Genomic DNA, 24219 nt, shown 5'->3' with positions numbered 1-24219 from the left:
AGATTCGGTGTGAACTTTAGTAGCTAGCCCCAGGAACCCCAACAGGTTTATTACTCGATTGATCGTTTATCGCTCATTTAAGATCGATGATCGAACGAAACAAGGGTTTGACCTACGCCTACGTTGACACCGTGTTGTGAATACTTCAGCAAATGACCGCGGCCAAACTCCCCATTTCACCCTCTACATTGCAGGGCCCCAGCCCTTCCACGCTGGACAAGCGGGACTGGATTGCCGGGCTGGAAAAAGGCCTGTCCGTCATCGAATGTTTTGACGACGCCAACCCACGCCTGACCGCCAGCCAGGCCGGGGCGCGCTGCGGCATGACACGGACGGCCGCCCGCCGCTATTTGCTGACGCTGGAACACCTGGGGTATGTCGCCGGCGACGGCAAGCTCTTCTGGCTGACACCGCGTGTGCTCAGGCTGGGCCAGTCCTACCTGGAGTCGGCACGCCTGCCGCGCATCGTGCAGCCCTTTTTGCAGCGCGTGACCGCCGGAACGCAGGAGAGCGCGTACGTCAGCGTGATGGACGGCGACGACATCGTCTACATCGCCCGCAACGGCTCCAGCCGCGCCATGAACACCGGCTACGTGCTGGGCTCGCGCGTGCAGGCCCAGGTCACGGCTGCAGGCCTTTTAATGCTGTCGATGCGCGACCCCGCCTGGCTGGAAACCTGGCTGGCCAGTCACGAACTCAAGGCCTATACCTCGTACACGATCGCCAGCAAGGACCGCCTGCGGATAGAACTGGCGCGCGTGCGGGCGCAAGGATGGGCAATTTCCGAGCAGCAGCTGGAACTCAATTACCGCGGTATTGCCGTACCGCTGCGGGACCGGCACGGGGAAGTGGCAGGCGCGCTCAGCGTGACCATGCCCATGGGGCATGAGTCGAGTGAGGATGCGGGGGGACGGGTTTTATCGGTGTTGCGGGAGACGGCGCAGGCGATGAGAAACCTGATTTGAGTGCATCTGCCAGGGCGGTTCTTGCTCTGGCGATGCGCGCTTTGCTGAGGGTGGCTGGCCGGGGGTTGCCCGGCATGCAAGTAACTTTCTTTTGCTTACTTTTCTTTTGGCGAAGCAAAAGAAAAGTGAGTAGCCGCCGGGCTACCCCCGGCCAGCAGATCTCAGAAGAAGGCGCATAGCCGGAGCAACATCCGGCCTCAAAGAGGCGCTATCAATTCAATAGCTGCTCGCGCCCACTCCCATTAGTCAAAAGCCTTTTTTTACGAAAAAATCAAACCGCCCCAACACTCCCCGTCACCGGTAAAACAATCCCCGTGACATAACTGGAACAAACAGGAGAAGCCAGAAATACATAAGCAGGTGACAACTCCTCAGGTTGCGCCGGCCGCCTCATGTCGGTCTTCTTGCCGAAGTCCTTGATGACGAGCGGCCCGCACCTGGCGCGGTGTAGGAAAAATCCGCGCCTTCACCCCGGCCATGCCTTGCGGGCCGCTGCAGCGTCGGGCCGAATCTTGCACAATCAAGGCAGCCATCTTTTCCATTGCCGCTTTTGTTGCCGCCCGAGCGGCGTTTGATGCAAACCCGACACTTCCTCCAGCTCATCGCGATGTCCGCCCTCTGGGGCGCATCATTTCCCCTGCTGCGTATCGCCAGCCCCGCCCTGGGGCCGTGGGTGGTAGCGGCCACCCGCTGCGTCCTGGCCTCGATCGTGCTGGGCCTGCTGATGAGCAGGCTGCGCGGCCAATGGCCGCCGCGCGAGGCGTGGCCCCGGCTGGCGCTGCTGAGCATGCTGTCGGTGGTGGTTCCCTTTGTGCTGTACAACTGGGCCGCGCTGGTCATCCCGTCGGGCTATTCGGCGGTGCTCAATGCCACGGTGCCGCTCTTCGGCGTGATGGCCGCCGCGCTGGCAGGTGAGGAAAAACTCACCCGCATCCGCCTGCTCGGCTGCGCGGTCGGCTTTGCCGGCGTCGCGCTGCTGGTGCAACTGGGGCCCGTCGCCGTCACGCCCCGGGTCGTGCTGGCGGCGTTGGCCTGTGTGGCCGCGTCGGCCAGCTACGGCTTCGGTGCCATCCTCATGAAACGCGCCACCATGGCCTATTCGCCGCTGCCCTCGTCAGCGGTGGTGCATGTGGCCGCGGCCCTGATCCTGCTCATACCGGGCGGGATCGCCGCACCCTCGGCTGTCCTGACGCCGGGCGCCGTGGCTGCCGTTACGGTGCTGGGCACGTTTACCTCCGGGTTTATGTACTGGATCAGCATGCGGCTGATGCGCGAGATTCCGGCCAGCGCCACCACGTCGGCGGCCTTCATGATTCCGCTGTTCGGCGTGACCTGGGGCGGGCTGTTTCTGGGGGAGCCGGTGACGATCAGCATGCTGCCCGGTTGCGTGCTGGTGCTGTCGGCCACCGCGCTGATCACGGGCTTTAACCCGTTTCGGGCTGCGCCACCTGAGCCATAAAGCTTAAGGCACGCACCGGCGCGAAGTCGTAAAGAAATCGTGGCGAGCGGCCCGAGGTCGCGTCGAAGACCGGGGCCGTACACACCGTACGGTGAGGACCGCAGATGCGAGATCGGGCCGCGCAGCAGATTTATTTGCGGCTTCGCATGATGTTGGGCGTGGCGACCACCACATCCGCATTCTGCGCACGCTGACGCAGCGCATGCTCCATCACCACCAGGGCCAGCATGGCCTCGGCAATCGGCGTGGCGCGAATGCCGACACAAGGGTCATGCCGGCCCTTCGTCACCACTTCGGAGGGGTTGCCCGCGGTGTCGATCGACTGGCGCGGTGTGATGATCGAGCTCGTCGGCTTGATGGCGATGGACACCTCCAGGTCTTGCCCCGTGCTGATGCCGCCCAGCACACCGCCGGCGTTGTTCGACTGAAAGCCCTCTGGCGACAGACCGTCGCCGTGCGTGGTGCCGCGCTGCGTGACGCTGGCAAAGCCGGCGCCGATTTCAACGCCCTTGACGGCGTTGATGCCCATCATGGCAAAAGCAATGTCGGCGTCCAGCTTGTCAAAGAGCGGATCACCCAGGCCCACCGGCACCCTGGACGCCGTGACACGAATGCGCGCGCCGCAGGAGTCGCCGGCCTTGCGCAGCGCATCCATGTAGTCTTCCAGTTTCGAAACGTCAGCCACCGGCGCGAAGAACGGATTGCCCGGCACGTGTTCCCACGATTCAAACGGAATCGCGATGTCGCCAATCTGCGTCATGCAGCCGCGAAAGGTGGTGCCGTATTTTTCAGCCAGCCACTTCTTGGCCACCGCGCCGGCAGCCACCATGGGGGCCGTCAGGCGGGCGGAGGCACGGCCGCCGCCACGCGGGTCGCGCCGGCCGTATTTGTGCAGGTAGGTGTAGTCGGCATGGCCTGGGCGGAAGGTTTCCAGGATGTTGCCGTAGTCCTTGCTGCGCTGGTCGGTGTTCCTGATCAGGAGGCAGATGGGGGTCCCCGTGGTCTTGCCCTCATACACGCCGGAGAGGATCTCGACAGCATCGGGCTCATTGCGCTGGGTCACATGCCGGCTGGTGCCTGGCCGGCGGCGGTCCAGGTCGCCCTGAATGTCGGCCTCACTCAAGTCCATGCCGGGCGGGCAGCCGTCAATCACGCAGCCAATGGCCGGGCCGTGGGATTCACCGAAGTTGGTGACTGCGAATAGGGTTCCGAAGGTATTTCCGCTCATGGGGGGATTATCCCAGAGGGGGCTGAGGGGGCGCGGACAGCCTGATTCAGGCCCGCCGTTGACACGCCCGGACAAACCCGGAGTGTGGGTAGCGCTGGTTTCTCGTGGTCATGTCAGACCAATGCCGAAGGGGCCGGCCCTTTCGGCAAGAAGGTAACAGCGGAAAAGTCGCTGCGCCAGAACATTGCCGATGTTATTGGAGCTCCCCAGGATTCAATGTAGGCAAGCACATCGCCTCGCTGCAATCGTTTCCGCTTTAATCGCTGCTGATACTTTTCCAGGTTTTCGAAGGACAAAGGATCTCCCTTTTGATAGAAGTCCCAACCCGGGTTGTCACTCATAACGCGTACAAAGCGCAACAAAGCGCCTTGGGAATAAGCCGAGAACTCATTGAGCGCGTCCTTCTTGCAATCATCAGCCGTACTTCGAACGGAAATTACATCAAAGCGAAACGTCGACTGCGCATAGGCTGGCACGTAACCATCTCCCGCAGACAGGTGAGGCATAAAAACCGTTAGCCCAGGGGCGTTAGCCGGTGACCACAGAATGAGCGGCGACGCGTCTTTGTCTTCCGTGTACGGCTGTTCTGGCAAGACAAACGGGGTTGGGCTGCTATGAACCCGCATTGGCGGATAGCGATCAAACGCCTGGGCAACCTCGGCGACCGGTGCCCTGATCACAGACAGATTGAAGAATGGTCGATCCAGAACAGACATGATGCGAGCGTTTGGTTGCTTGCCGGCACTGCGACTACGCGAACTCTCCGTGGCGCGGTGCAACTTCGCCCTGCAGAAGAACACGTAATGTGAACTTGAGCGGGAAGACCTGAGACTCTTTCATGCGCAGCGCGGCCGCAACCGCCTTGCGTTCTTTTTTTGCTTGCGGGTACTCGGCCGAGGGAACGAAGATGTGGTCGTTTTCGTGCAGCAGCACCCCATGCCCAAACTCGAGATCGCCAGCCATGGTCACGCCAACAAAGCCGGTGAACGTCTGGCCTGAGGAAGCAAGGAAATCAGCTGCAACGGACAGGGCGTAAAGGTCTGGACCCATCATCTTCGCCGGATGGGGACGAACCCAGGTTTCGTCCTGCTCTTCATCCCCTTCCTCGTCGCTTGCGAACTCCCAGATGGGAAAAGCGATGAGGTCTTCCGGCTTGAGTTGGTCAATGGGCTTTCGGGTCTTCAACGATGGACGCATGGACAGTGTCTTCTAAGGTGAAAGTGTCAACAAAACCGATCAAGCCCGGCCCTCGCTTGAAGAAAGGGTCAGGCCTCTGCTCCCCCTTGAGGAAACGAATGAGCTTGAGCCACATGTCAAACGCCTTGGAGTCGGATGGGTGGTGGATTTAGACGCTCCTGAACTATAGCTTTGCAACCGGCCGCTCTCCCTGTCGCCCTGGCTGTGCAGCCAGCGGTGTAGCGCCTGCCGTACACACTCTGGAACACTTCATGCTTGCTGCACCGCACCAATCCTGAATTGGATGTCTTGATTGAACAGGAGCACCCCATGCTGGACCGCACCGCGACCAAGTTTTCCCATGTCAAGCCTGGCGACACGCAGTTTGTCTCCGGTGGTTTGCGCGATTTTTTCCTGTACCGTGACCTTGGCATTGCCGACGCGACCAACGGCAAAGTCATCGCGCACCTTGTGAAGGCGAATATGGCACCAGAAACAGGCACGGGATGGCACCGTCATGAGGCAGATTTCCAGATCGTCATCATGACCAAGGGCTGGGCCCGCTTTATGTACGAAGACAAGGAGACCCTGGTCGAGGCCGGCGACGTGGTGCACCAGCGACCAGGCATCAAGCATTTCCTGTTCGACTACTCCCCCGACATGGAATACCTGGAAATCGTCGGGCCAGCGGACTTCAAATCTATAGACGTAGACCCGGTCTGCGAAATTCCACCACCCACCCCCTGGAAATAGCGCCCCCACGGTCGCTCACTTCGTGTAGCTCCCTGCCCCCCGAGGGGGCCGCCCGCCTGCGGTCTGGCAAAGCCAGTCCCGCGGCTCATGCTGGCTTGAAGATTTCAGGGCGTATATAGCGGGGGTATTTCATCAGTGGGGGCCGCGGGTCCGGCTTCGCCGGCCCCAGGCGCCGCCCCCTGCAAGGGGGGAACAGGCTACACGCAGTGAGCCTGGACGGGGGTGTTCAAAATTCCGCATCCAACTCATCAATGTCATCCGGCTCCTTCCGCGCCTCAGCCACCCACTCCTTCATCGCCGGCAACTCCATGATGCGCTTGCAATACGCGGTACAAGCCTTGTCCAGCGGCACGTCGTAAGTGAGAAATCGGGTCACCACCGGCGCATACATGGCGTCGGCCACCGACAGCTGCTTGCCAAACAGGTAGGGGCCGCCATAGGTGGCCAGACATTCCTTCCAGATTTCCAGCACGCGGTCAATATCGGCCTGCGCGCGGGACCAGACCTTGAAGCCCGAAAAATGCGCCTTGATGTTCATCGGCAGCGCCGCGCGCATGGAGGCAAAGCCTGAATGCATTTCGCCGCACACCGCACGGCAATGCGCCCGTACCTTGATGTCCGCGGGCAGCAACTGGGCTTTAGGCTTGATTTCATTGAGGTATTCGGCAATCGCCAGGGTGTCCCACACCTTGACGTTGCCGTGCTGCAGCGAAGGCACCAGCATGCTGGACGAGAGCAGCAGCATTTCGGCCTTCATCGCCGGGTCGTCCGGTGAAATCACTTTTTCGGTGAATTCCAGACCCGCGAACTTCGCCAGCAGCCAGCCGCGCAGGGCCCACGCTCCGTAGTTCTTGCTGCTGATCGTCAGGATGGCTTTGGCCATGCACATGCTCCTTGAACCGGAAAGGCCCTGCTGGCTAGCAGGATGGATGCATGAACTCCCGCAAGGCTTATGCCAGCCTGCGCTTTTCGGCTCCGACTGGCCCGTAACTTGCCTGCATGGACTGGCAGAGACAAAGAGACAACGAATTCCGATTCATGTCAGGACAACCATGCTTTACCAGGCCTACCAAACCCAGTCCGACCTGCTGTCGCCGTTTCGCCTGTTCGCCCAAAGCGGTAGCGCGGCATTCTGGCTGGGTAAAACCGAAGGCAGCCTGCTCCGCAAGATTTCGGCGTCGATGGAGGTGTTTTCACGCCTGCGGCTGACGCATACACGGCCGGCCTACGGCATCAGTTCAGTGGAGGTGGGCGAGCGCGAACTTGCCGTGACGGAAGAAACCGTTCTGTCCATGCCCTTTGGCACCCTGCTGCGCTTTCGCAAGGAAACACCCGCGGGCCTGCCCTTCCAGCCGCCGGTGCTGCTGGTGGCGCCGCTGTCGGGCCACTTTGCCACGCTGCTGCGCGAAACCGTGCGCACCCTGCTGCAAGACCACGACGTGTACATCACCGACTGGCACAACGCGCGCGATGTGTCCCTGAGCCACGGCCCGTTTGCGCTGGACGACTACGTCGACCACATGATCCGCTTCACCCAGGCGATTGGCCCGGGCACCCATGTGGTGGCGGTATGCCAGCCTTGCGTGGCGGCGCTGGCGGCCACCGCCATCATGGCCGAAGACGACGACCCGGCCCAGCCACGCAGCCTGACCCTGATGGCCGGCCCGGTGGACTGCCGCGTGAACCCCACCGGCGTCAACACCCTGGCCACCAGCCAGCCGATTGAGTGGTTCGAAAAAAACCTGATCAGCCATGTGCCGCTTCCGCACGCCGGCTACATGCGCCGCGTGTATCCGGGTTTTGTGCAGCTCAGCGCTTTTCTGAGCATGAACCTGGACCGGCACAAAAAATCCTTCCAGGACATGTACCAGCACCTCGTGGACGGTGATGTGGAAAAGGCCAACATCATCCGTGTGTTTTATGACGAGTACCTGGCCGTGAACGATTTACCAGCCGAGTTCTATCTCGAAACGGTCGAAAAAGTCTTCCAGACCTACGACCTGCCGCTCGGCAAGCTCAGCTATCGCGGCCGCCTCGTCAAACCTGCCGCCATTCGCCGTACGGCGCTCATGACGGTTGAGGGGGAACGCGACGACATCTGCGCCGTAGGGCAAACGGTAGCGGCGCAGGATCTGTGCACCGGCATCCGGCCCTACATGAAAACTCACCATGTGCAGACCGGCGTGGGGCACTATGGGGTGTTCAGCGGGCGCAAGTGGAACCAGCAGATTTATCCGCGGGTTCGGGAGATGATTCACTCGAGCATGGGCTGAAATTCATACAAAATCGGCCTCCAGGCCAATGGATACGGGCGCAACCAGCTCCTGAATTAATAGCGCCAAGTCGAACCGTGAGCGAGCGCTTGCCGGCAGAGTCCGATGCCCTGCCTAGACGTCATCGTGCCCATTCAACACAACTCTGCGCAGCATCGATCGGTACTTGAGCGCCATGAGCACGGCAAGCGGATAGCCCAGACATCGCATCGGGTTCAGAAAGTGAATCCAATATGGCCGGGCGTACCAGCGCTCCATACGCTTCTTGAGGTAACTTTCTTCGTATCCCCAGTCCGGCATGATCATCCACAGCATGAGCGGAAAAATCAGGAATGTGTCAAAGGCAAACGAGGCGCAGACATCCCTGAAGATGATTCGATCGACGAGCTTGAGGTCATCCGCCGAGATATTGCCTTTCAGCACAAGTTGCCGGCATTCGGTGTCCTCGATTCCGATCTCGGTCCATGCGTACGAGATGATTTCCCAGACATAGTATTTCTCACCCATGTCGGCGACACCTAGCGTCGGAGTCATCCGACCAGGCTCCTGAGCGCAAAGAACAAGGCAATTCCCGCCAGCACAAAACTTAAACGCCAGCTCGTGCGGCCCACCACCACGGCGGTACTGAGAAAACCGTCATCAAGCTCCCGGTGGCGTGAACTGCGCAAGAATTTTTTGAATCGGCCAAAAGCGTCACCAATGCCCCACGACAAGTCTTCATGGTTAGCGCCGATCTCGTTGTAGATATCGCGATGACCGGCACTTAGGCGATGAAGGATGAATGAGACAGACACAGAACCGGCAACCCCAAGCGCAACAGCGCCGCCCAGGAATATCTTGTCGAATGTCTCCGGCCATCCCGTCGCGGCCACAAACACGCCGACAACCATGCCGGATAGCGCGAAGAAGAATTCTGTACGGTCCATGACTGCTGTTTGAGGTGAAATGCTAGATGCGGCTTTGCGGCACACGTTTGTTCGATACTGTAGTCAGGTCATTTCTCAACATGGCACTGCCTGCAAGCTGGACCCAACAGCACTGAATATGGCGTTGATTAGCCGCGTCGTAAGGCGCGCCCTGTTGAACACAATGTCCGTGAGCAAGGCGATTGCAAGCCCCAAATAGATGAAGTACCCCAAGCCAACATAGTCCGAGAAGAGAACAGTGTGCAGCCAGTTCTGATGGAAGAGGTACAGATACCCAACCAATCCTGCGGCCCCAAGCAGCACCACCGTCGGCAGCACAAGTTGCAGCCCGGCGCGCTTGCGAAGAGCTGCGGCAATGGCGAGCAGCGAGAAGACGAGCGCGTTTGCGCCGGTAAAGATGCGGAACTCTCGCGTCAGTGATTCCGCCACACCCATGTACTGGGTGCGAATCAGAAGTTCGAGCCGCTCGTTGATGCGCGACAGATCGGCGGTTCTGCGCTCAAGAATCCCGGTCATGGATTTTTCGATCGCCTTGCGGCACTCGCAATCGATATTTCTCATTTGCGCAGCGACAGCGGCAACCTTTTGAGGAAGACCTTCAGCCAGCTTGCGTTTGAGTTCGGCGATCTCCGATGAATTCCTGCCAGAAAGGCCTTTTGCCATTTCCGCGAGCTTGCCGCCGTCCAGTGCTTCGATTCGTTCGCTCACTCTGCGCTCCACTTCCATTCGGATCGCATCACGCGCCAAGGTCTCGACAAGGCCTGGATTGACATAGGACGCGACAAAGGCGGTCCCAAACAGGGCAATGCCCGCAAAGGCGATGATGGTGACAAAGAGACGCATGGCGCTGCTTCCGGTCGTTAAGGTTTGACTGCGGTGCAGGACCAGAATTTGCGCATGGATTGCAATTTAATCGCCTCGCCTTATCCAGGCAACCAAAATCCCAATCAAGCCCATCACCCCCACCAATCCCAAAATCACCCCGCGCCCCTCCATCACCCCTGCAAACACCCCCACCAGCATCCCCGCCAGCGGCTGCGACAAATTGTTGAGCATCACGATCACGCCAGTAGTCTTGCCCAGGTCGCGCGGTGGAATCAGTTTCTGGCGCAGGCTGCGGATATAGACGTTGAACATCTTGTCAAAGCCGATCACCAGCAAGAAACCGGCGGTGTACACCCAGAAGCTGCCGGCCAGCCCCGTCAGCAAGCCGCCGGCCAACATCACGCTGTATGACACCAGGCCCAGGGTGCGCAAGGGCAGCACAGTGCGGGCGATGAACAGCAGGATGATGACGGTGGCAATGGCGCCGGCCGTTTGCAGCAACGCATAATCGCCCGCAGAGCGCTGCAGCAGCCCGGTCACCATCGCGGCCGAGGTGGCGAGCGTCACGCCGATCACCAGGTTGATGCCGGCCGCCAGCGCAATCACTTTTTTCAGGCCCGGCAGGTGCAGCACCTGCGAAAACGCGGTGCGGATGGGCAGCAGCCAATGGTCCGGGGCGGTCTCGGGCGCGGCCAGCTCAACCGGGTTCTTCCGGCGCCACAAGGTCACGGCGCCATCGGCCAGCAAAAAGAGCGCCGCGGTGGCCGCCACCACCGCGGGCCACGGCATCCAGCGCAGCAGCAGTGACGCCAGCACGGGGCCCAGGACCATGCCGAGCTGGTCGGCAATCTGCGCATGGGCCAGCACTTTTTCAAAGCGGTGCTGCCTGAATATCTGCGGCAGCATGACCTCGCGGGCCATCAGGCCCTGCGTGGTCAGCACACCGCAGACCGCCGACAGGGCAATCAACCAGCCAATGCCGCCCAACCACTGAAAAGCGGCCGCCCCGCCGATGCACACGAGCGCGCGGTAGAGCTGGCTGATGCGCAAAAGCTTGAGAGGCGAAACCCGGTCGCACAGCGCGCCGCACACGGGAAAAGCCAGGAAGCGGGGGAGCGTCTCTACCGTGAAGGCGATACCTGACCAGGCCACACTTCCCGTGATTTCGAAAACCACCAGAGGAACCAGGAACAGCAGTATCTGGTCGGCAAGCCTGGAAAGGAACAGGGAGCTATAAAACAGCTGGCCGTTGGCGTTGTTGGCGTTGTCGCGCACCCCTGCTCCCATCGCCTTGCCCCGCAAAGCAGGCCAGATACCTAGCGCATCTGGCTATTATTTTGATAGCGCCTTGCGCTCTTCCTGATTGGGCTGATTGGGCTGATTGGGCTGGCGGCATCTTTTATGCAAAGAACGCCATCAGGCCCGTACCACTCGTGTCAGCTGCGGTCGGCGCCGTCTTCTTCCGGCCAGTCGCGGATGTAGGCCTTGAGCATCTTGTTTTCGAAGTTCTGGCTGTCCACCACGGCCTTGGCCACGTCGTAGAGGCTGATCACGCCCATCATGACTTTCTGGTTCATCACGGGCATGTAGCGCGCGTGGCGTTCCAGCATCATGCGGCGGACTTCGTCGAGTTCGGTCTCCGACGTGCAGGTGAGCGGGTGGTCGTCCATGGCGGTGCGCACCAGCGTGCTGCCGATCTCGCCGCCGTTTTTGACGATGCAGACAATCACTTCGCGAAATGTCAGCATGCCGACCAGGTCACCATGCTCCATGACGACCAGTGAGCCGATGTCTTTTTCGGCCATGATCTGGGCCGCCTTGGCAAGGGGTTCGTCAGGCTGGACGGTGTAAAGCGTGTTGCCCTTCACGCGCAGTATGTCTAGAACCTTCATGGCCATCTCCTCGGTTGTGCTGCTTGCCGGCCCTCATTGTCCCACCACAGCGCGGCAACAGGGAATTCAGTTTAAATATAGCCCACAATCAAACGGCAGGTTGCAAGAATCTGTTCGGGCTCCTGCGATTGCCCGGCGCACCGCCACTTTTTTCTGACTGGAGACAAACCCATGCCCGGTTACTCAGACCCCGGCTTCGACACCCTGGCGTTGCACGCCGGCGCCGCGCCCGACCCATCCACCGGCGCGCGTGCCGTGCCGATTCACCTGACGACTTCTTTCGTCTTCGAATCGAGCGACCACGCGGCCAGCCTCTTTAACCTCGAACGCGCGGGCCATGTCTATTCACGCATCAGCAACCCGACCAATGCGGTGCTGGAGCAGCGCGTGTCGGCCCTGGAAGGCGGCATAGGCGCGATTGCTACGTCGAGCGGGCAGGCTGCGCTGCACCTGGCAATTGCCACCTTGATGGGCGCCGGCTCGCACATCGTCGCCAGCACCGCGCTTTACGGCGGCAGCCAGAACCTGCTGCACTACACCTTGCGCCGTTTCGGCATAGCCACCACCTTCGTCAAGCCCGGCGACCTGGATGGCTGGCGCGCCGCCGTGCAGCCCAACACCAAACTTTTCTTCGGTGAAACCGTGGGCAACCCGGGCCTCGACGTCCTGGACATCGAAGCGGTATCCGGCATTGCCCATGACACCGGCGTGCCGCTGCTGGTGGACTCCACCCTCACCTCGCCCTGGCTGATCAAGCCCTTTGACCACGGCGCCGACCTGGTCTACCACTCGGCGACCAAGTTCCTGAGTGGCCACGGCACGGTGATCGGCGGCGTGGTGGTGGATGGCGGCAGTTTCGACTGGGAAAAGCCCGGCAAATTTTCCGAGCTGACCGAGGCCTACGAAGGCTTTCACAACATGGTGTTCAGCGAGGAAAGCACCGTGGGCGCCTTCCTGCTGCGCGCGCGGCGTGAGGGCTTGCGCGACTTCGGCGCCTGCATGAGCCCGCACACGGCATGGCTGATTCTGCAAGGCATTGAAACCCTGCCGCTTCGCATGGCGCGGCACATGGGCAATACCGAAAAAGTGGTGCAGTTTCTCGCCGCCCACCCGCTGGTCTCGCGCGTGGGCCATCCGATGCTCGAATCGCACCCCAGCCACGCACTGGCCAAAAAGCTGCTGCCGCGCGGCGCCGGCTCAGTGTTCAGCTTCGACATCAAGGGCAACCGTGAACAGGGCAAGGCCTTCATCGAAGCGCTGAAAGTCTTCAGCCACCTGGCCAACGTAGGCGACTGCCGCAGCCTGGTGATCCACCCTGCCAGCACCACGCATTTCCGCATGAGCGACGAAGCGCTGGCGGCCGGCGGCATCACGCAGGGAACGATTCGCCTGTCGATTGGCCTGGAAGACCCGGACGACCTGCTGGACGACCTCAAGCGCGCCCTCAAGGCGGCAGAAAAAGCCGCCGTGAAAGCGGGGACCTGAAGCATGTACCTCGACGTCAACGGCCATAAAACGTATTGCTACACCGGCGGCAAACCTTTTGATGCGGCCAAACCCACGGCTGTGTTTATCCACGGCGTTCTGAACGACCACAGCATCTGGATACTGCAGACCCGCTACTTCGCGCACCACGGCTTCAACGTGCTGGCACCCGACTTGCCCGGCCATTGCAAAAGCGAAGGTGAGCCGCCGCAATCAGTCGAAGAAGCGGCGGCCTTCATCATCGCGCTCCTCGATGCGGCCGGCATCAAGACCGCCGCACTGGTGGGCCACAGCTTCGGCTCCCTCACGGCGCTGCATGCGGCGTCCACTGCACCGCAAAGGGTGACGCACCTGGCGCTACTGGGAACCGCCGCACCGATGACGGTTTCCCCCGCGCTGCTGGACAACGCACTGAACCAGCCCATGAAGGCGATTGATATGGTCAACACCTTCTCGCACTCCATGCTGGCGCCGCCACCCTCATCGCTGGGCCCGGGCACCTGGCTGTACGGAGTGTCGAAGGCGCTCATGAAACGGGTGCTGGCCAGCAATACCAAAATCAACCTGTTCCACCGCGGCTTCAAGGCCTGCGACGACTACACCGGCGGTGAAGCGGCCATCGAAAAAGTACAGTGCCCGGTGCTGTTCATCCTGGGCAAGAACGATTCCATGACCTTGCCCAAAATGGCGGCGCCGCTGCAGGCCAAAGCAAAAAATGCCAGGACGGTGATGCTGCAGGCCGGCCACCAGATGATGACCGAAGCACCCGAAGGGGTTTTGTTTGCACTGAAGGATTTCATCAAGCCATGAGCGTGCTGACGGCCACGCCGGCGATGACGCAGCAGCGTGCGCAGGAAATCGCCGCCAGCTTCGACCTGCGCGCCTTGCCGCCGGATTTTTACGCCAACCCCTATCCGGTTTATGCAGTGCTGCGCGAAACCGAGCCGGTCAAGCGCATGCCGGATGGCTCCTGGTTTCTCACGCGTTACGCCGACCTGGTGGCGGTGTACCGCGATGCGCAAACCTTCAGCTCGGACAAGAAGGTGGAGTTCGAGCCCAAGTACGGAGCGGGCTCGGCCCTGTTTGAACACCACACCACCAGCCTGGTGTTCAACGACCCGCCGCTTCACACGCGCGTTCGCAAACTGATCATGGGCGCCCTTACGCGGCGCGCCATTGCCGATATGGAGCCCGGGCTCATCACGCTGGTCGATAGCCTGTTGGATGCGATCGAAAGCCGGGGCGGCGGTGATTTGATTGAGGATTTCGCTTCGGCGATCCCGGTGGAGATCATCGGCAACCTGCTGGGCGTGCCGCATGCCGACCGGTCGCCGCTGCGCGGCTGGTCGCTGGCCATACTCGGCGCGCTGGAACCCAAACCGACGCCCGAACAGGAAGCCCTGGGCAATAGCAGCGTGCGGGACTTCACCGGCTACCTCAAGGACCTGGTGGCCGACCGGCGCAAACACCCTGGCGACCCGGAACACGATGTGCTGACACGGCTGATCGGCGAAGAAGTGTCGGGGGAAAGACTCAGCGAAACGGAACTGCTGCAAAACTGCGTGTTCATCCTCAACGCCGGCCACGAAACCACGACCAACCTCATCGGCAACGCGCTGGTTTTGCTGCAGGAATGGCCGCACGCGAAGCAGATGTTGCTATCAAATTTGGAGCTGCTTGCGCAAGTAAATAAAGGGCTAGAGGCCGATTTGGCAATTGAAATCGATGAATTCCTGCGTTTTGAGTCATCCAACCAGCTGGGCAATCGGCGTGCGCTCAAGGCCTGCCAGGTGGGCGGTGTGGACTTGCCCGAAGGCGCGTTGCTGACGCTGTGCATTGGAGCCGCAAACCGCGACCCGGCGCAGTTTGCCCAGCCCGAACACCTGGACCTGGCACGCCAGGACAACCGCCACCTGGCCTTCGGCTTCGGCATTCACCAGTGTGCCGGACTCAGCCTGGCCCGGCTTGAAGGCCGCGTTGCCATCGGCCGCTTTCTGCAGCGCTTTCCGCACTACCGCCTGACCACCAGCCCCACTCGCGGCGGCCGTGCGCGCTTCAGGGGTTTTCTGAAGGCGCCGTTTTCAACGACGGCTACCTGACCTGGCGTTGCGTGCCCACGCGGTGCGGCGCCGTTTCCAGCGCCCGCAACAGTGCCTGCGTGGATGGCAAATGAGGCACTGCCCTGATGTTGGTCTGCTCCAGCGAGTCCAGCAGGCGTGCAAGGGTTTGCGCATGCGGCGTCAAGGGGCCCAGAAAGTGCGTGCCGCCCGCATCGGCAATCAGCAGCGTGGGAAAGGTTTCCACTTCCAGGTCTCCGACCAGCTCGGCTTCGTCTTCAATGTCCAGCCAGACAAACCGGCTTTCCGGATAGCGCAAGGCCATTTCCGAGAAGACGACACCGTAGTCGCGGCAAAGGCCGCACCAGTCCGCGCAGAGGCAAATTACCCATCGCGCGGGGGGCGTCGTCACAGGCGGTTCACCATGGGGAGTTTCTGGAAGCAGATCGGTTGGCATGCAGGCAGGAGCGCGGAAAGGGTGTGACGAGGGCTGGCGGCCATGGATTGACTATTATGGCCAGCGTCGCAAAATGAGGCGCACCACCGGATATCCGGCGCAGGAGACAAACCCATGAATGCCATCAGCCCCGATTCGGCGGAAACCGGCGCCACGACACCCGTTGATCCCCGCAGCTTTGCGTCTTTCGCGGATTTTTACCCCTTCTACCTGGGCGAGCATCGCAACCCGACCTGCCGCCGCCTGCACTTTGCAGGCTCAAGCCTCACGCTGCTCTGCCTGGCGGCGCTGCTGATGACCCGCAACCCGTGGTGGCTGCTGGCCGGCCTGCTGTGCGGCTACGGCTTCGCCTGGATCGGGCATTTTGGGTTCGAAAAGAACCGGCCCGCCTCGTTCAAGCGGCCACTCTACAGCTTCATGGGAGACTGGGTCATGTACCGCGACATGTGGGTTCAGGCCTTGCGGCGCATCAAAGGCAACTGAGCCCGTTTCCAGGCGTGGCCTTAGCCTCCCACAACGGGCTCTAACGGACCTTATCGGGCTTTATCAGGAGTCCAGTGACTGCAAAGGGCCGGTTTTTAACGCCTTGAGGCATGCCGCACCTGCCTGCAACGCCGCCTCATGCGTGGGGTACGGGTGGTCGGAGCCTTCAATGCGCAGGTCCGCCATGTGCTCTTGGGCTGACAGCTGCGTGACCACCCAGTAAAAAAGACCTGCTGACGGCTCCTTCACCCGCACCGCGAGCGGCCCGGGCGCATCGGGAATGGCGGCACTCATAAAGACCGCCCGAGCTCAGTGCTCACGTCTTTGGCGGCAGGGCCTACTTCCGCCACGGCAACACGCAGTTCAAGCTCGCTGCAATCGAGTGCGCTGACCCAGTATTTCAGGGAGGCTTCCTCGTTGATGTTGATGGGCTCGTTTGTCAGGGCCGGGTCGGCGATCAGGTTCGATGGTGATGTCACGGTTCTCTCCAGCTTGGTTGTCAATTGAGGGGATTGCAGCAGATGGAGAGAATCGTGGCGTAAGCATAAAGATGGTCTTGTAAGAATTCCTCCCGCGCGCCTGAAGGCCTAACGGGCGAAAATTTGTGCGGTGCAGCATAAAAATTCTTACAAGGCTTACGTCCCCCGAACGGCTTTTGCAGGATGAGGCAATCAGGCTTGAAAACGGGCTCAAACCTGCCTCCTGGCACGCATTTGGGCTGAAGCGGAGTCTTGCCAAATCGCAAGGAGGCCACGTCAGGAGGGCAAAACGACGCGGGTATGCGCTTGACCCGCCGCGAAGGCGCGACGCAAAAAAATTAAAGGCCGGACTCGCCGTCTACCCGGATGCCCAACTGCTTGACCTTGACGCGCTGCTCCACGGCCTGACTCCACATTTCGAAGTCTTTATTGGTGGGCGCCGGGCCCTTGCCGGTCTGGTAGGCCCACATTTTCGCCGTCAGCTCTTCGTAGATCTGTCGGGCTTCCTGGTGCGCCTGCCGTTCATGGGCAATGGCGCCGTCCAATTTTTCCCTGGCTGGTGTTTTTGATGGCATTGTCAGTGCGTGAAAAAATCAAAAATCAGATTTTGTTACAACACGCCGGCAGGCACAAATATCCCCAAACAGCGACTGGTTTTTAGTCCGGATGGACTAGCCCCGAAACCTGCTGTGCGGGGATTGGCGGGTCGGAGTTGGCGGTTTACAGCGCGTCGCGCAGCCGTATGGCCGGCCACCGGGCCTTTTCCCAGAGGCCCTGGACCGCTTCGGCTTTGTCCAGCAGAAGTTGCTGTATCAGCGGCTCCAGCGGCGTGGCGTCGGGATCGGCCAGCAGCAGGTAACGGGCTTCTACCTCGCCCTCGGCTTCATTGAGCTGGCCTACCCAGTCCAGGGCAACCAGTGTTTCCAGTACCGGCTCCAGCTGCAGCCCGTCCACCTGAAGCAGCTCGGCCAGCTGCGAAGCGCTGACGCCCTTGCGCGGGGTAGCCAGTGCCCGGTGCAACTGCTGGAGCACTTCAATGGCCAGCTGGAAATGCCAGCCATGCGCGCTGCCGCGACGGGCCACTCCGGCCAGGAGACTGGGCAGGTACGCGGCAATCACAGCGCCCATCAGCACGATGACCCAGGACACATAAATCCATACAAGGAGGATGGGCAAGGTAGCGAACGCGCCATACACCAGCGAATAGGTCGGCACGGCGCCCAGATACAGGCTCAGCACGCGTTTGGCCACCTCAATGCCCGCAGCCACAAACAGGCCCCCTACCCAGGCATGCGACCACTTCACGTAGGTATTGGGCACATAGCGGTACATCGCCGCCATGCCCCCCGCCACCAGGAAAAACTGCAGAACGCTGAGCAGAAAACGCAGGCTGACGGGCAAAGCGCCCACCAGGCCGCCCGAGGCCGACAGCACATAAGAAGTGACCGCCAGGCTGGCCGCCAGCAGCAGCGGCCCCAAGGTAATGGCAGCCCAATAAATGAGCACACGCTGCGTCAGTGGCCGCGCCTTTTTGACGCGCCAGATACCGTTGAGCGTTCGGTCAATGGTCAGGATGAGCGCGATGGCCGTGACCAGAAGCACGGCCAGGCCCGCGATGCCCAGCTTATTGGCCTGGCGGCTGAATTGCGTCAGGTAACCCAGCACCTGGCGGGCGATGTTGTCGGGGATCAGGCTCTGAATCAGCCAGGCCTGCAGGGCGCCCTGCAACTTCGAGAACATCGGGAAGGCCGTAAAGATGGCCAGCGCCACCGTAAAAAACGGCACCAGCGCGATCGAGGTGGTGAAGGTCAGGCTGCTGGCGGTCAGGCCCATGTGGTCTTCCCGGAAACGGTCACGCAGCGTGAGCGCTGTGCCACGCCATGGAAAGCGCGACAGGTCGCTCAAGAGGTCCTCGAGATATTGCTGAAATTTCATCCCCGGTATCATGCCACTGACCTTGAACCTGTTGACGGTCCAGCGGGTTCCCATGACCATGAACAAAACAACGCAAATTGACATCACCCGCCGGCTCGCGCTGGCCAGCCTGCTGGGCCTTATCGTGCTGGGCCTGGCCTGGGAAATGTGGCTGGCGCCCATACGCCCGGGCGGCTCATTACTGGCGCTCAAAGTGCTGCCGCTGTGCATCCCGCTGGCCGGCATCATGAAAAACCGCATGTACACCTACCGCTGGGTCAGCCTGCTGGTGTGGCTTTATTTCACCGAAGGCGTGGTGCGGGCCTGGAGCGACCGCGCCCCCGGCAACTACCTGGCCTTCATCGAGGTACTGCTGTGCCTCACGCTGTTTGTCGCCTGCGCGATGCATGTGCGGGTGCGGCTGAAAAACGCCTCCACCGCTTCCAGCGCCTCAAATCCATCAACCCCTTAACCTGAAGCCGAACATCGTGAGCACACACACCCAACTGATTGAGTCCCTGCGCCAGATCGTCGGCGCACCCAATGTCCTGATTGATGGCGACCTGACGCCCTGGGTACAGGACTGGCGCAGGCGCGAAACCGGCAAGGCCCTGGCCGTGGTGCGTCCTGGCTCCACGCCTGAAGTCGCGGCCGTGGTGAAAGCCTGCGCCGCAGCACGCGTGAGCATCGTGCCGCAAGGCGGCAATACCGGCATGGTGGTAGGGTCGACACCCGACGACACCGGCACGCAGGTCGTGCTCAGCCTGACACGCATGAACAAGGTGCGCACGCTGGACGCCGGCAACCTGACCATCACGGTCGATGCCGGCTGCGTGCTGCAAAACCTGCAGGAAGCCTGCGAAAAAGCCGGTTTCCTGTTTCCCCTGAGTCTGGCCTCGGAAGGAAGCTGCACCATTGGCGGCAACCTCGGCACCAACGCCGGCGGCACCCAGGTCGTGCGCTACGGCAATACGCGCGACCTCTGCTTGGGCCTGGAAGTCGTCAACGCGCAGGGCGAAATCTGGGACGGCCTCTCTGGCCTGCGAAAAGACAACACCGGCTACGACCTGCGCCACCTGTTCATCGGCAGCGAAGGCACGCTGGGCGTGATCACCGGCGCCATCATGAAGCTGTATCCCATGCCCAAATCCCAGCTCACCGCCTTTGCGGCCGTGCCGTCGCTTGAGGCCGCCGTACAGCTGCTGGGCCTGGCGCATGAGCACCTGGGCTCCGGCCTGACCGGTTTCGAAGTCATGGGCCAGTTCGCACTGGGCCTGGTGGCCAGGCACTTCCCGCAACAACGCGTGCCTTTCTGGCAAGAGCACGCCTGGTGCGTGGTTCTGGAGAACTCGGACAACGAATCCGAAGCCCATGCGCGTGAATGCTTCGAACGCTTGCTGGAAGCCGCCATGGAAGCCGGTTGCGTTGCCGACGCCGTGGTCGCCGAGAGCATGGCGCAGGCGCACGCACTGTGGCACATCCGTGAAAGCATCCCGATGGCGCAGGCCGAAGAAGGCCTGAACATCAAGCACGACATCTCGATCAACGTGTCGCGCATCCCCGAATTCGTGACTGAAACCAATGCCCTGCTGCTCGCGCGTTTTCCCGGCGCGCGCATGGTCGTCTACGGCCACCTGGGCGACGGCAACCTGCACTACAACGTGCAGGCGCCGGAGAATGAAGACCAGGCACGTTTCCTGAACGAGCAGGAGACGCCCATGAATGCCCTGGTCTACGAAGCGGTGGACCGCTACCGGGGCTCGATCTCGGCCGAACACGGTGTGGGGAGCCTCAAGGTCAACACGCTGCCCAAGCACAAATCACCTGTGGCTCTGGACATGATGCGCGCCATCAAACAGGGCCTGGACCCTCATAACCTGATGAACCCGGGACGGGTGCTAAAGGCATAATTAAACCTTTGGCCGCACGCCGCCCCGCCGGCCCCCGCCCCCCTCCTGACCCCAAGCCGACTGGTTGTAAATGACCCGCCCCATCCGCTCTCAATATGAAGATTTCATGCGCCATGTGGACACCCACGGCGCCTTCAAGGCCGACCGCACCGGCACCGGCACGAAAAGCGTGTTCGGCTACCAGATGCGCTTTGACCTGAATGAGGGCTTTCCGCTGGTGACCACCAAAAAGGTTCACCTCAAATCCATCGTGCATGAGCTGCTGTGGTTTCTGCAGGGATCGAGCGACAACAACTGGCTCAAGGAACGCGGCGTCACGATCTGGGACGAATGGGCGCGCGAAGACGGTGACCTGGGCCCGGTTTATGGCGTGCAATGGCGCAGCTGGCCAACGCCGGATGGCGGCCACATCGACCAGATCAGCGAAGTCATCAAGACGCTGAAGACCAACCCTGATTCGCGCCGCATCATCGTGAGCGCCTGGAACGTGGCCGACCTCTCCAAGATGGCGCTCATGCCCTGCCACGCGTTTTTCCAGTTCTATGTGGCGCCATCTGAAGTCCAGGGTCAGCCCGGCAACCTGAGTTGCCAGCTCTACCAGCGCAGCGCTGACATTTTCCTGGGCGTGCCATTCAACATTGCCAGCTACGCTCTCCTCACCCACATGGTGGCGCAGCAATGCGGCCTGGGTGTGGGTGATTTCATCTGGACCGGTGGCGACTGCCACATCTACAGCAACCACCATGAGCAGGTGGCCTTGCAGCTGAGCCGCAAGCCTTTTGCCTACCCCACGCTGCAGATCAAGCGCAAACCCGAATCGATCTTTGACTATCAGTTTGAAGATTTTGAGTTTCTCGAGTATCAGCATCACGACGCCATCAAGGCGCCGGTAGCGGTGTGACATCCGTGCAGGCAGGCGCTCCCTCCGCAGCGCCGGCTTCCACGTTCAATTCGCGGCAACGGTTTTCACTCACACTGCTGGCTCTGGCCTCGGAGCTGATCTTTGTGACGGTGGTCATCTTGCCGATCGCGCCCTTCGTGATGCTTCAGGCCGCCATTTGGGGACCCGGTTTTGCCGCGGTGTTTGGCCTCGCGGCCTTTCTCTTCCTGTGGTGGCTGGTCCAGCCCTCGCCCGGCACGGTTGGCCGGCACACCATTCGCCGTGAAGAAGCACCCGCGCTCTTTGAGATGGTGGACGGCTTGTGTACCAGCGCCGCGGCGCCGCGCATCCACCGCATCGTGCTGGACAACGAACTGAACGCGGCGGCTTATCAAACCGGCGGCTTCCTGTCGTTGTTTGGCAGCCGCCGCACTCTCATACTGGGTGTCCCCTTGCTGAAGATGCTGAACAAGGACGAAGTGAAAGCCGTCATCGCGCACGAGCTGGGGCACTTTTCCCGCAACCACGGGCGTCTGGGTCACTGGATCTACAGGGTGCGGGCCAAATGGGACCACTACCTTCACATGCAAGGCAACGACAGCTTCGTGGATGGGGGGCTGAAGGCCATCGCGTCCTGGTTTGTTCCCTACTTTGTCTCGCGATCATCCAGCTGGTCCCGTCAGTGTGAATTCGAGGCCGACGCCGTCGCAGCGCGGACTTCCTCAGCGCGCCACCTCACCGACGCTCTTGCCAGGCTGGAATTTATTTCTTTTCTTCTGGCCCGGAAACTGCCCACGCAATTGAGCAACCTGCGCATGCAATCGGCGCAAGCGCCCGGCAACTTCTGGGGGCTGACATCCGATCTTGTCGAGGCCCATGGCAGCTTCATGCCGCAGGCGCTCGCGGAGGGAGCCAGCCGCCCACGGCGTGCGCAAGACACCCACCCGCCGCTGCATGAACGTGCGGCGGCGCTCGGCCTGCAGGTCGAGCCGCCGCCGGTTGAAAGCTCGCCCTGCGCCGGAGACATGCTTCTCGGCAAGGAATGGGCCCGGGTTTTGTCGGCCTGCAATGAGGATTGGCAGAAAAACACGCAGGCCGACTGGCGATTCGACTACCTGCGGATGCGGTGGCTGGTTGCCGGTGGGGTGCATGTGCTCTTCTCCGAACAAACGCCCGCCCAGACCGAACTGGCGACGGCGATTGTGCAAGAGCAGTTGCAGAGCGACGACTCAAGCCTGGCCCTGCTGTCTGCAGCGGCCGCCCGCCATCCCGAAATGGCCATGGCCCGGTTCTACTTCGGCCTGGCGTTGCTCGAAAGAGGCGACAACGCCGGCGTCGAGGAATTGCGGCAATCGATCCGGCTGGACAAACGCATCGCCCTCGGGGCGCAGAACGTTATTTGCGGCTATCTCGCATCGCATGGCGACCCGAAGGCCGCACGTGAAGCCGTCATACGCCGCCGCTACACGCACAGGAGGCTGACGCCGCTGTACGAGCAGTTGTGGGAGGCCCTCCTGTGCCGCCCTGTACGCGCCATCGCACCCGGTGCGGCGCCGCTTCTGGCGGAGGTGCTGGCGGGTGAATCACTGACCGACGGCTGCTGGGCCGTGCAGCTGGACCTGCCCGACGCGGCAGGCCTGTCTCATACCGTGAATATCCTCGTGGTGCGGATTGACCATGAGCAAGCCCACACAACCGGCCTTGGCGAAGACGCGCTTCGCTCGCGTTACCAGGACTACCTTCAGGCCGTCACACCGCCCGACCAACTGGCGATGGTGCACACTGTCTATACCTCCGAGGCGCTCAATCCACGCCTGCTCAAGCAACTGCAAGCAGTTCCCGGCAGCGCGATCATCGCGCCGGCCAGGCCCCTGAATCTGGATATCATCCGGATCGATTCCCTCTGAACACCATGAAAATCCACATGATCTTCGCCCGCGCCGCCAACGGCGTGATTGGCCGCGACAACACCATCCCCTGGCGCCTGCCGGAAGACATGGCGCGCTTAAAGCGCCTGACGACCGGCTGGCCGGTCATCATGGGCCGCAAGACCTGGGATTCATTGCCGGTGAAATTCCGCCCGCTGCCCGGCCGCACCAACATCGTCATCACGCGGCAGCCTGACTGGAAAGACACCGGCGCCGAAACGGCCGCGAGCCTGGCCGACGCGCTGGCGCTGTGCGCATCTTCAGCCGAGGTGTGGATCTTGGGCGGCGCGCAGATTTACGCGCAGGCGATGCCGCTGGCAGAGCGCATTGAAGTCACCGAGATTGCCGAAACGATTGAAGGCGACGCCTATGCGCCGACACTGGGGCCCGAATGGCGGGAGGCCGCGCGTGAAGACCACGTGTCGGCGAACGGGATGAAGTTCAGCTTCATCACCTACCGAAAATAGGCCCTGCTCCCATCGCAACACACACCACAACGCATAACAACACACAAGGAAAAGATATGTCAGGAGGCGGATTTCACGTACACGGGCCCCACGACCATGAGCTCGAGCATGCGGCTCAAGGCGGCCACGGCGGCCACGACAACGGCGGCATGATCGCGCAAATCGCGGTCATCACGGCCATCATTGCCACCATAGGCGCCATCTTTGCCTACATGGGCGGTGCCACGCAGGCCAATGCGGGCTTGTATAAAAACAACGCGGCCATCAAGAAGACGGAAGCTTCCAACCAGTGGAATTACTTCCAGTCGAAAAGCACCAAGCAGTCGCTGGCCGAACTCGCCCGCGACCTGGCGCCTGAGGACAAAAAAGCCGGCTACCAGGGCAAGGTAGACCGCTACGAAAAGGAAAAGAATGAGATCAAGGCCGGCGCCGAGAAGCTAGAAGCCGAAGCCACCACCTGGGACAAGTCGTCCGATGAGCAGATGCACCAGCACCACCGCTGGGCGCAGGCCACCACGGTGCTGCAGGTGGCCATTGCCCTTGCGGCCATTGCGCTGCTGACCCGCAAGAAGTGGCTTGAATACGGCATGTTCGTCGTGGCCGGTGTGGGGCTGGTCATCGGCGTATTTGCCTTGCTACATATTTGATAGCTGCTGGCGCAG

28 protein-coding genes and 1 pseudogene are annotated in these 24219 nt (G+C 61.4%); 14 read left to right on the top strand and 15 right to left on the bottom strand.

All coding sequences use genetic code 11. The features are described from left to right. The first annotated feature begins 152 nt into the window (after positions 1–152). Positions 153–965, top strand: coding sequence for an IclR family transcriptional regulator domain-containing protein (locus AC1DU8_RS06090; protein WP_457280108.1), 813 nt, complete (start codon positions 153–155; stop codon positions 963–965). Positions 966–1236: 271 nt separating this feature from the next. Here the strand turns inward: AC1DU8_RS06090 and AC1DU8_RS06085 are convergent. Further along, positions 1237–1395 (bottom strand): annotated as a pseudogene (locus AC1DU8_RS06085) (short-chain dehydrogenase); the annotation flags it as partial. A 144-nt stretch (positions 1396–1539) separates the two neighbouring features. On the opposite strand from AC1DU8_RS06085, the gene AC1DU8_RS06080 reads away from it, so the two are divergent. After that, a complete protein-coding gene (locus tag AC1DU8_RS06080) occupies positions 1540–2424 on the top strand; it encodes a DMT family transporter (protein ID WP_457280107.1) in 885 nt (294 codons plus the stop codon). Positions 2425–2554: 130 nt separating this feature from the next. On the opposite strand, the gene aroC is transcribed toward AC1DU8_RS06080, so the two are convergent. From aroC to AC1DU8_RS06065, 3 genes are all read right to left on the bottom strand, one after another. Beyond that, the gene (aroC, locus tag AC1DU8_RS06075; RefSeq protein ID WP_457280106.1) at positions 2555–3652 is read right to left on the bottom strand and encodes a chorismate synthase; all 1098 of its coding nucleotides are present in this window, start codon (positions 3650–3652) and stop codon (positions 2555–2557) included. 113 nt (positions 3653–3765) lie between these two features. After that, the gene (locus AC1DU8_RS06070) at positions 3766–4368 is read right to left on the bottom strand and encodes a hypothetical protein (protein WP_477726549.1); all 603 of its coding nucleotides are present in this window, start codon (positions 4366–4368) and stop codon (positions 3766–3768) included. Between the two features lie 34 nt (positions 4369–4402). Further along, positions 4403–4849, bottom strand: coding sequence for a hypothetical protein (locus AC1DU8_RS06065; RefSeq protein WP_477726548.1), 447 nt, complete (start codon positions 4847–4849; stop codon positions 4403–4405). 309 nt (positions 4850–5158) lie between these two features. Here AC1DU8_RS06065 and AC1DU8_RS06060 point away from each other — a divergent pair, with 309 nt between their 5' ends. Then, on the top strand, positions 5159–5581 hold the full coding sequence (locus AC1DU8_RS06060) for a cupin domain-containing protein (RefSeq protein ID WP_092130677.1): 423 nt from the start codon (positions 5159–5161) through the stop codon (positions 5579–5581). Between the two features lie 226 nt (positions 5582–5807). Here the strand turns inward: AC1DU8_RS06060 and AC1DU8_RS06055 are convergent, their stop codons facing one another. Then, a complete protein-coding gene (locus AC1DU8_RS06055) occupies positions 5808–6464 on the bottom strand; it encodes a glutathione S-transferase (protein ID WP_457280103.1) in 657 nt (218 codons plus the stop codon). Between the two features lie 169 nt (positions 6465–6633). Here AC1DU8_RS06055 and AC1DU8_RS06050 point away from each other — a divergent pair, with 169 nt between their 5' ends. After that, on the top strand, positions 6634–7854 hold the full coding sequence (locus AC1DU8_RS06050) for a polyhydroxyalkanoate depolymerase (RefSeq protein WP_477726547.1): 1221 nt from the start codon (positions 6634–6636) through the stop codon (positions 7852–7854). Between the two features lie 114 nt (positions 7855–7968). On the opposite strand, the gene AC1DU8_RS06045 is transcribed toward AC1DU8_RS06050, so the two are convergent. The 5 genes from AC1DU8_RS06045 to AC1DU8_RS06025 all read right to left on the bottom strand — a co-directional run bounded on the left by AC1DU8_RS06045 (position 7969) and on the right by AC1DU8_RS06025 (position 11497). Further along, positions 7969–8388, bottom strand: coding sequence for a hypothetical protein (locus AC1DU8_RS06045; protein ID WP_477726546.1), 420 nt, complete (start codon positions 8386–8388; stop codon positions 7969–7971). After that, complete coding sequence (locus AC1DU8_RS06040; RefSeq protein ID WP_457280100.1) at positions 8385–8780, bottom strand: hypothetical protein; 396 nt, start codon at positions 8778–8780, stop codon at positions 8385–8387. The genes AC1DU8_RS06045 and AC1DU8_RS06040 overlap by 4 nt, the downstream gene beginning before the upstream one ends. A 75-nt stretch (positions 8781–8855) precedes the next feature. Next, a complete protein-coding gene (locus AC1DU8_RS06035; RefSeq protein WP_477726545.1) occupies positions 8856–9623 on the bottom strand; it encodes a hypothetical protein in 768 nt (255 codons plus the stop codon). Between the two features lie 66 nt (positions 9624–9689). Continuing rightward, on the bottom strand, positions 9690–10880 hold the full coding sequence (locus AC1DU8_RS06030; RefSeq protein ID WP_477726544.1) for an MFS transporter: 1191 nt from the start codon (positions 10878–10880) through the stop codon (positions 9690–9692). 161 nt (positions 10881–11041) lie between these two features. Continuing rightward, positions 11042–11497 (bottom strand): CBS domain-containing protein, encoded by a 456-nt coding sequence (locus tag AC1DU8_RS06025; protein ID WP_457280097.1) that lies wholly within the window; start codon positions 11495–11497, stop codon positions 11042–11044. Between the two features lie 171 nt (positions 11498–11668). On the opposite strand from AC1DU8_RS06025, the gene AC1DU8_RS06020 reads away from it, so the two are divergent. The 3 genes from AC1DU8_RS06020 to AC1DU8_RS06010 are packed head-to-tail and all read left to right on the top strand — an operon-like array spanning position 11669 to position 15081. After that, a complete protein-coding gene (locus AC1DU8_RS06020) occupies positions 11669–12982 on the top strand; it encodes an O-acetylhomoserine aminocarboxypropyltransferase (RefSeq protein WP_477726543.1) in 1314 nt (437 codons plus the stop codon). Between the two features lie 3 nt (positions 12983–12985). After that, complete coding sequence (locus AC1DU8_RS06015) at positions 12986–13792, top strand: alpha/beta fold hydrolase (protein ID WP_477726542.1); 807 nt, start codon at positions 12986–12988, stop codon at positions 13790–13792. Continuing rightward, positions 13789–15081 (top strand): cytochrome P450, encoded by a 1293-nt coding sequence (locus tag AC1DU8_RS06010; RefSeq protein ID WP_477689270.1) that lies wholly within the window; start codon positions 13789–13791, stop codon positions 15079–15081. Before AC1DU8_RS06015 ends, AC1DU8_RS06010 begins: the two co-directional genes overlap by 4 nt. Here AC1DU8_RS06010 and AC1DU8_RS06005 read toward each other — a convergent pair. After that, the gene (locus AC1DU8_RS06005) at positions 15074–15451 is read right to left on the bottom strand and encodes a thioredoxin family protein (RefSeq protein ID WP_457280093.1); all 378 of its coding nucleotides are present in this window, start codon (positions 15449–15451) and stop codon (positions 15074–15076) included. The two genes, AC1DU8_RS06010 and AC1DU8_RS06005, sit on opposite strands and share 8 nt — an antisense overlap. A 159-nt stretch (positions 15452–15610) precedes the next feature. Between AC1DU8_RS06005 and AC1DU8_RS06000 the strand changes: the two genes are divergently transcribed. Next, complete coding sequence (locus AC1DU8_RS06000) at positions 15611–15979, top strand: Mpo1-like protein (protein WP_457280092.1); 369 nt, start codon at positions 15611–15613, stop codon at positions 15977–15979. 63 nt (positions 15980–16042) lie between these two features. Here the strand turns inward: AC1DU8_RS06000 and AC1DU8_RS05995 are convergent, their stop codons facing one another. From AC1DU8_RS05995 to AC1DU8_RS05980, 4 genes are all read right to left on the bottom strand, one after another. Continuing rightward, positions 16043–16273 (bottom strand): hypothetical protein, encoded by a 231-nt coding sequence (locus tag AC1DU8_RS05995; protein ID WP_457280091.1) that lies wholly within the window; start codon positions 16271–16273, stop codon positions 16043–16045. Further along, complete coding sequence (locus AC1DU8_RS05990; RefSeq protein ID WP_457280090.1) at positions 16270–16458, bottom strand: DUF3606 domain-containing protein; 189 nt, start codon at positions 16456–16458, stop codon at positions 16270–16272. The genes AC1DU8_RS05995 and AC1DU8_RS05990 overlap by 4 nt, the downstream gene beginning before the upstream one ends. Positions 16459–16796: 338 nt before the next feature. After that, positions 16797–17033 carry a hypothetical protein gene (locus AC1DU8_RS05985; RefSeq protein ID WP_457280089.1) on the bottom strand — a complete coding sequence of 79 codons (237 nt, stop codon included), beginning with the start codon at positions 17031–17033 and terminating at the stop codon, positions 16797–16799. A gap of 145 nt (positions 17034–17178) precedes the next feature. After that, positions 17179–18393: a YihY family inner membrane protein gene (locus AC1DU8_RS05980; protein WP_457280088.1), complete on the bottom strand. Its 1215-nt coding sequence runs from the start codon at positions 18391–18393 to the stop codon at positions 17179–17181. A gap of 58 nt (positions 18394–18451) precedes the next feature. Between AC1DU8_RS05980 and AC1DU8_RS05975 the strand changes: the two genes are divergently transcribed. The 6 genes from AC1DU8_RS05975 (at position 18452) to AC1DU8_RS05950 (ending at position 24204) form a co-directional block, all read left to right on the top strand. Beyond that, positions 18452–18844 carry a DUF2069 domain-containing protein gene (locus AC1DU8_RS05975; RefSeq protein WP_457280087.1) on the top strand — a complete coding sequence of 131 codons (393 nt, stop codon included), beginning with the start codon at positions 18452–18454 and terminating at the stop codon, positions 18842–18844. 16 nt (positions 18845–18860) lie between these two features. Then, a complete protein-coding gene (locus AC1DU8_RS05970; protein WP_457280086.1) occupies positions 18861–20282 on the top strand; it encodes an FAD-binding oxidoreductase in 1422 nt (473 codons plus the stop codon). Positions 20283–20352: 70 nt separating this feature from the next. Continuing rightward, positions 20353–21183 carry a thymidylate synthase gene (locus AC1DU8_RS05965; protein WP_477685196.1) on the top strand — a complete coding sequence of 277 codons (831 nt, stop codon included), beginning with the start codon at positions 20353–20355 and terminating at the stop codon, positions 21181–21183. Continuing rightward, complete coding sequence (locus tag AC1DU8_RS05960; RefSeq protein WP_477726541.1) at positions 21180–23069, top strand: M48 family metallopeptidase; 1890 nt, start codon at positions 21180–21182, stop codon at positions 23067–23069. The genes AC1DU8_RS05965 and AC1DU8_RS05960 overlap by 4 nt, the downstream gene beginning before the upstream one ends. A 5-nt stretch (positions 23070–23074) precedes the next feature. Then, positions 23075–23557: a dihydrofolate reductase gene (locus AC1DU8_RS05955; RefSeq protein WP_477702185.1), complete on the top strand. Its 483-nt coding sequence runs from the start codon at positions 23075–23077 to the stop codon at positions 23555–23557. A 56-nt stretch (positions 23558–23613) separates the two neighbouring features. Continuing rightward, the gene (locus tag AC1DU8_RS05950; protein ID WP_477665636.1) at positions 23614–24204 is read left to right on the top strand and encodes a DUF4337 domain-containing protein; all 591 of its coding nucleotides are present in this window, start codon (positions 23614–23616) and stop codon (positions 24202–24204) included. Positions 24205–24219: the final 15 nt, after the last annotated feature.

This window comes from Polaromonas sp. P3_A5, assembly GCF_056403055.1.
Note: the sequence above shows the minus strand (reverse complement) of the source record. Positions and strands in the feature narration are given on the sequence as shown.

Excerpts from the sequence above, each read along its gene's own strand:
- AC1DU8_RS06090 (WP_457280108.1), top strand. The coding sequence starts at position 153 with ATGACCGCGGCCAAACTCCCCATTTCACCCTCTACATTGCAGGGCCCC.
- AC1DU8_RS06080 (WP_457280107.1), top strand. The coding sequence starts at position 1,540 with ATGCAAACCCGACACTTCCTCCAGCTCATCGCGATGTCCGCCCTCTGG.
- aroC (WP_457280106.1), bottom strand. The coding sequence starts at position 3,652 with ATGAGCGGAAATACCTTCGGAACCCTATTCGCAGTCACCAACTTCGGT.
- AC1DU8_RS06070 (WP_477726549.1), bottom strand. The coding sequence starts at position 4,368 with ATGTCTGTTCTGGATCGACCATTCTTCAATCTGTCTGTGATCAGGGCA.
- AC1DU8_RS06065 (WP_477726548.1), bottom strand. The coding sequence starts at position 4,849 with ATGCGTCCATCGTTGAAGACCCGAAAGCCCATTGACCAACTCAAGCCG.
- AC1DU8_RS06060 (WP_092130677.1), top strand. The coding sequence starts at position 5,159 with ATGCTGGACCGCACCGCGACCAAGTTTTCCCATGTCAAGCCTGGCGAC.
- AC1DU8_RS06055 (WP_457280103.1), bottom strand. The coding sequence starts at position 6,464 with ATGGCCAAAGCCATCCTGACGATCAGCAGCAAGAACTACGGAGCGTGG.
- AC1DU8_RS06050 (WP_477726547.1), top strand. The coding sequence starts at position 6,634 with ATGCTTTACCAGGCCTACCAAACCCAGTCCGACCTGCTGTCGCCGTTT.
- AC1DU8_RS06045 (WP_477726546.1), bottom strand. The coding sequence starts at position 8,388 with ATGACTCCGACGCTAGGTGTCGCCGACATGGGTGAGAAATACTATGTC.
- AC1DU8_RS06040 (WP_457280100.1), bottom strand. The coding sequence starts at position 8,780 with ATGGACCGTACAGAATTCTTCTTCGCGCTATCCGGCATGGTTGTCGGC.
- AC1DU8_RS06035 (WP_477726545.1), bottom strand. The coding sequence starts at position 9,623 with ATGCGTCTCTTTGTCACCATCATCGCCTTTGCGGGCATTGCCCTGTTT.
- AC1DU8_RS06025 (WP_457280097.1), bottom strand. The coding sequence starts at position 11,497 with ATGAAGGTTCTAGACATACTGCGCGTGAAGGGCAACACGCTTTACACC.
- AC1DU8_RS06020 (WP_477726543.1), top strand. The coding sequence starts at position 11,669 with ATGCCCGGTTACTCAGACCCCGGCTTCGACACCCTGGCGTTGCACGCC.
- AC1DU8_RS06015 (WP_477726542.1), top strand. The coding sequence starts at position 12,986 with ATGTACCTCGACGTCAACGGCCATAAAACGTATTGCTACACCGGCGGC.
- AC1DU8_RS06010 (WP_477689270.1), top strand. The coding sequence starts at position 13,789 with ATGAGCGTGCTGACGGCCACGCCGGCGATGACGCAGCAGCGTGCGCAG.
- AC1DU8_RS06000 (WP_457280092.1), top strand. The coding sequence starts at position 15,611 with ATGAATGCCATCAGCCCCGATTCGGCGGAAACCGGCGCCACGACACCC.
- AC1DU8_RS05995 (WP_457280091.1), bottom strand. The coding sequence starts at position 16,273 with ATGAGTGCCGCCATTCCCGATGCGCCCGGGCCGCTCGCGGTGCGGGTG.
- AC1DU8_RS05985 (WP_457280089.1), bottom strand. The coding sequence starts at position 17,033 with ATGCCATCAAAAACACCAGCCAGGGAAAAATTGGACGGCGCCATTGCC.
- AC1DU8_RS05980 (WP_457280088.1), bottom strand. The coding sequence starts at position 18,393 with ATGAAATTTCAGCAATATCTCGAGGACCTCTTGAGCGACCTGTCGCGC.
- AC1DU8_RS05975 (WP_457280087.1), top strand. The coding sequence starts at position 18,452 with ATGAACAAAACAACGCAAATTGACATCACCCGCCGGCTCGCGCTGGCC.
- AC1DU8_RS05965 (WP_477685196.1), top strand. The coding sequence starts at position 20,353 with ATGACCCGCCCCATCCGCTCTCAATATGAAGATTTCATGCGCCATGTG.
- AC1DU8_RS05955 (WP_477702185.1), top strand. The coding sequence starts at position 23,075 with ATGAAAATCCACATGATCTTCGCCCGCGCCGCCAACGGCGTGATTGGC.
- AC1DU8_RS05950 (WP_477665636.1), top strand. The coding sequence starts at position 23,614 with ATGTCAGGAGGCGGATTTCACGTACACGGGCCCCACGACCATGAGCTC.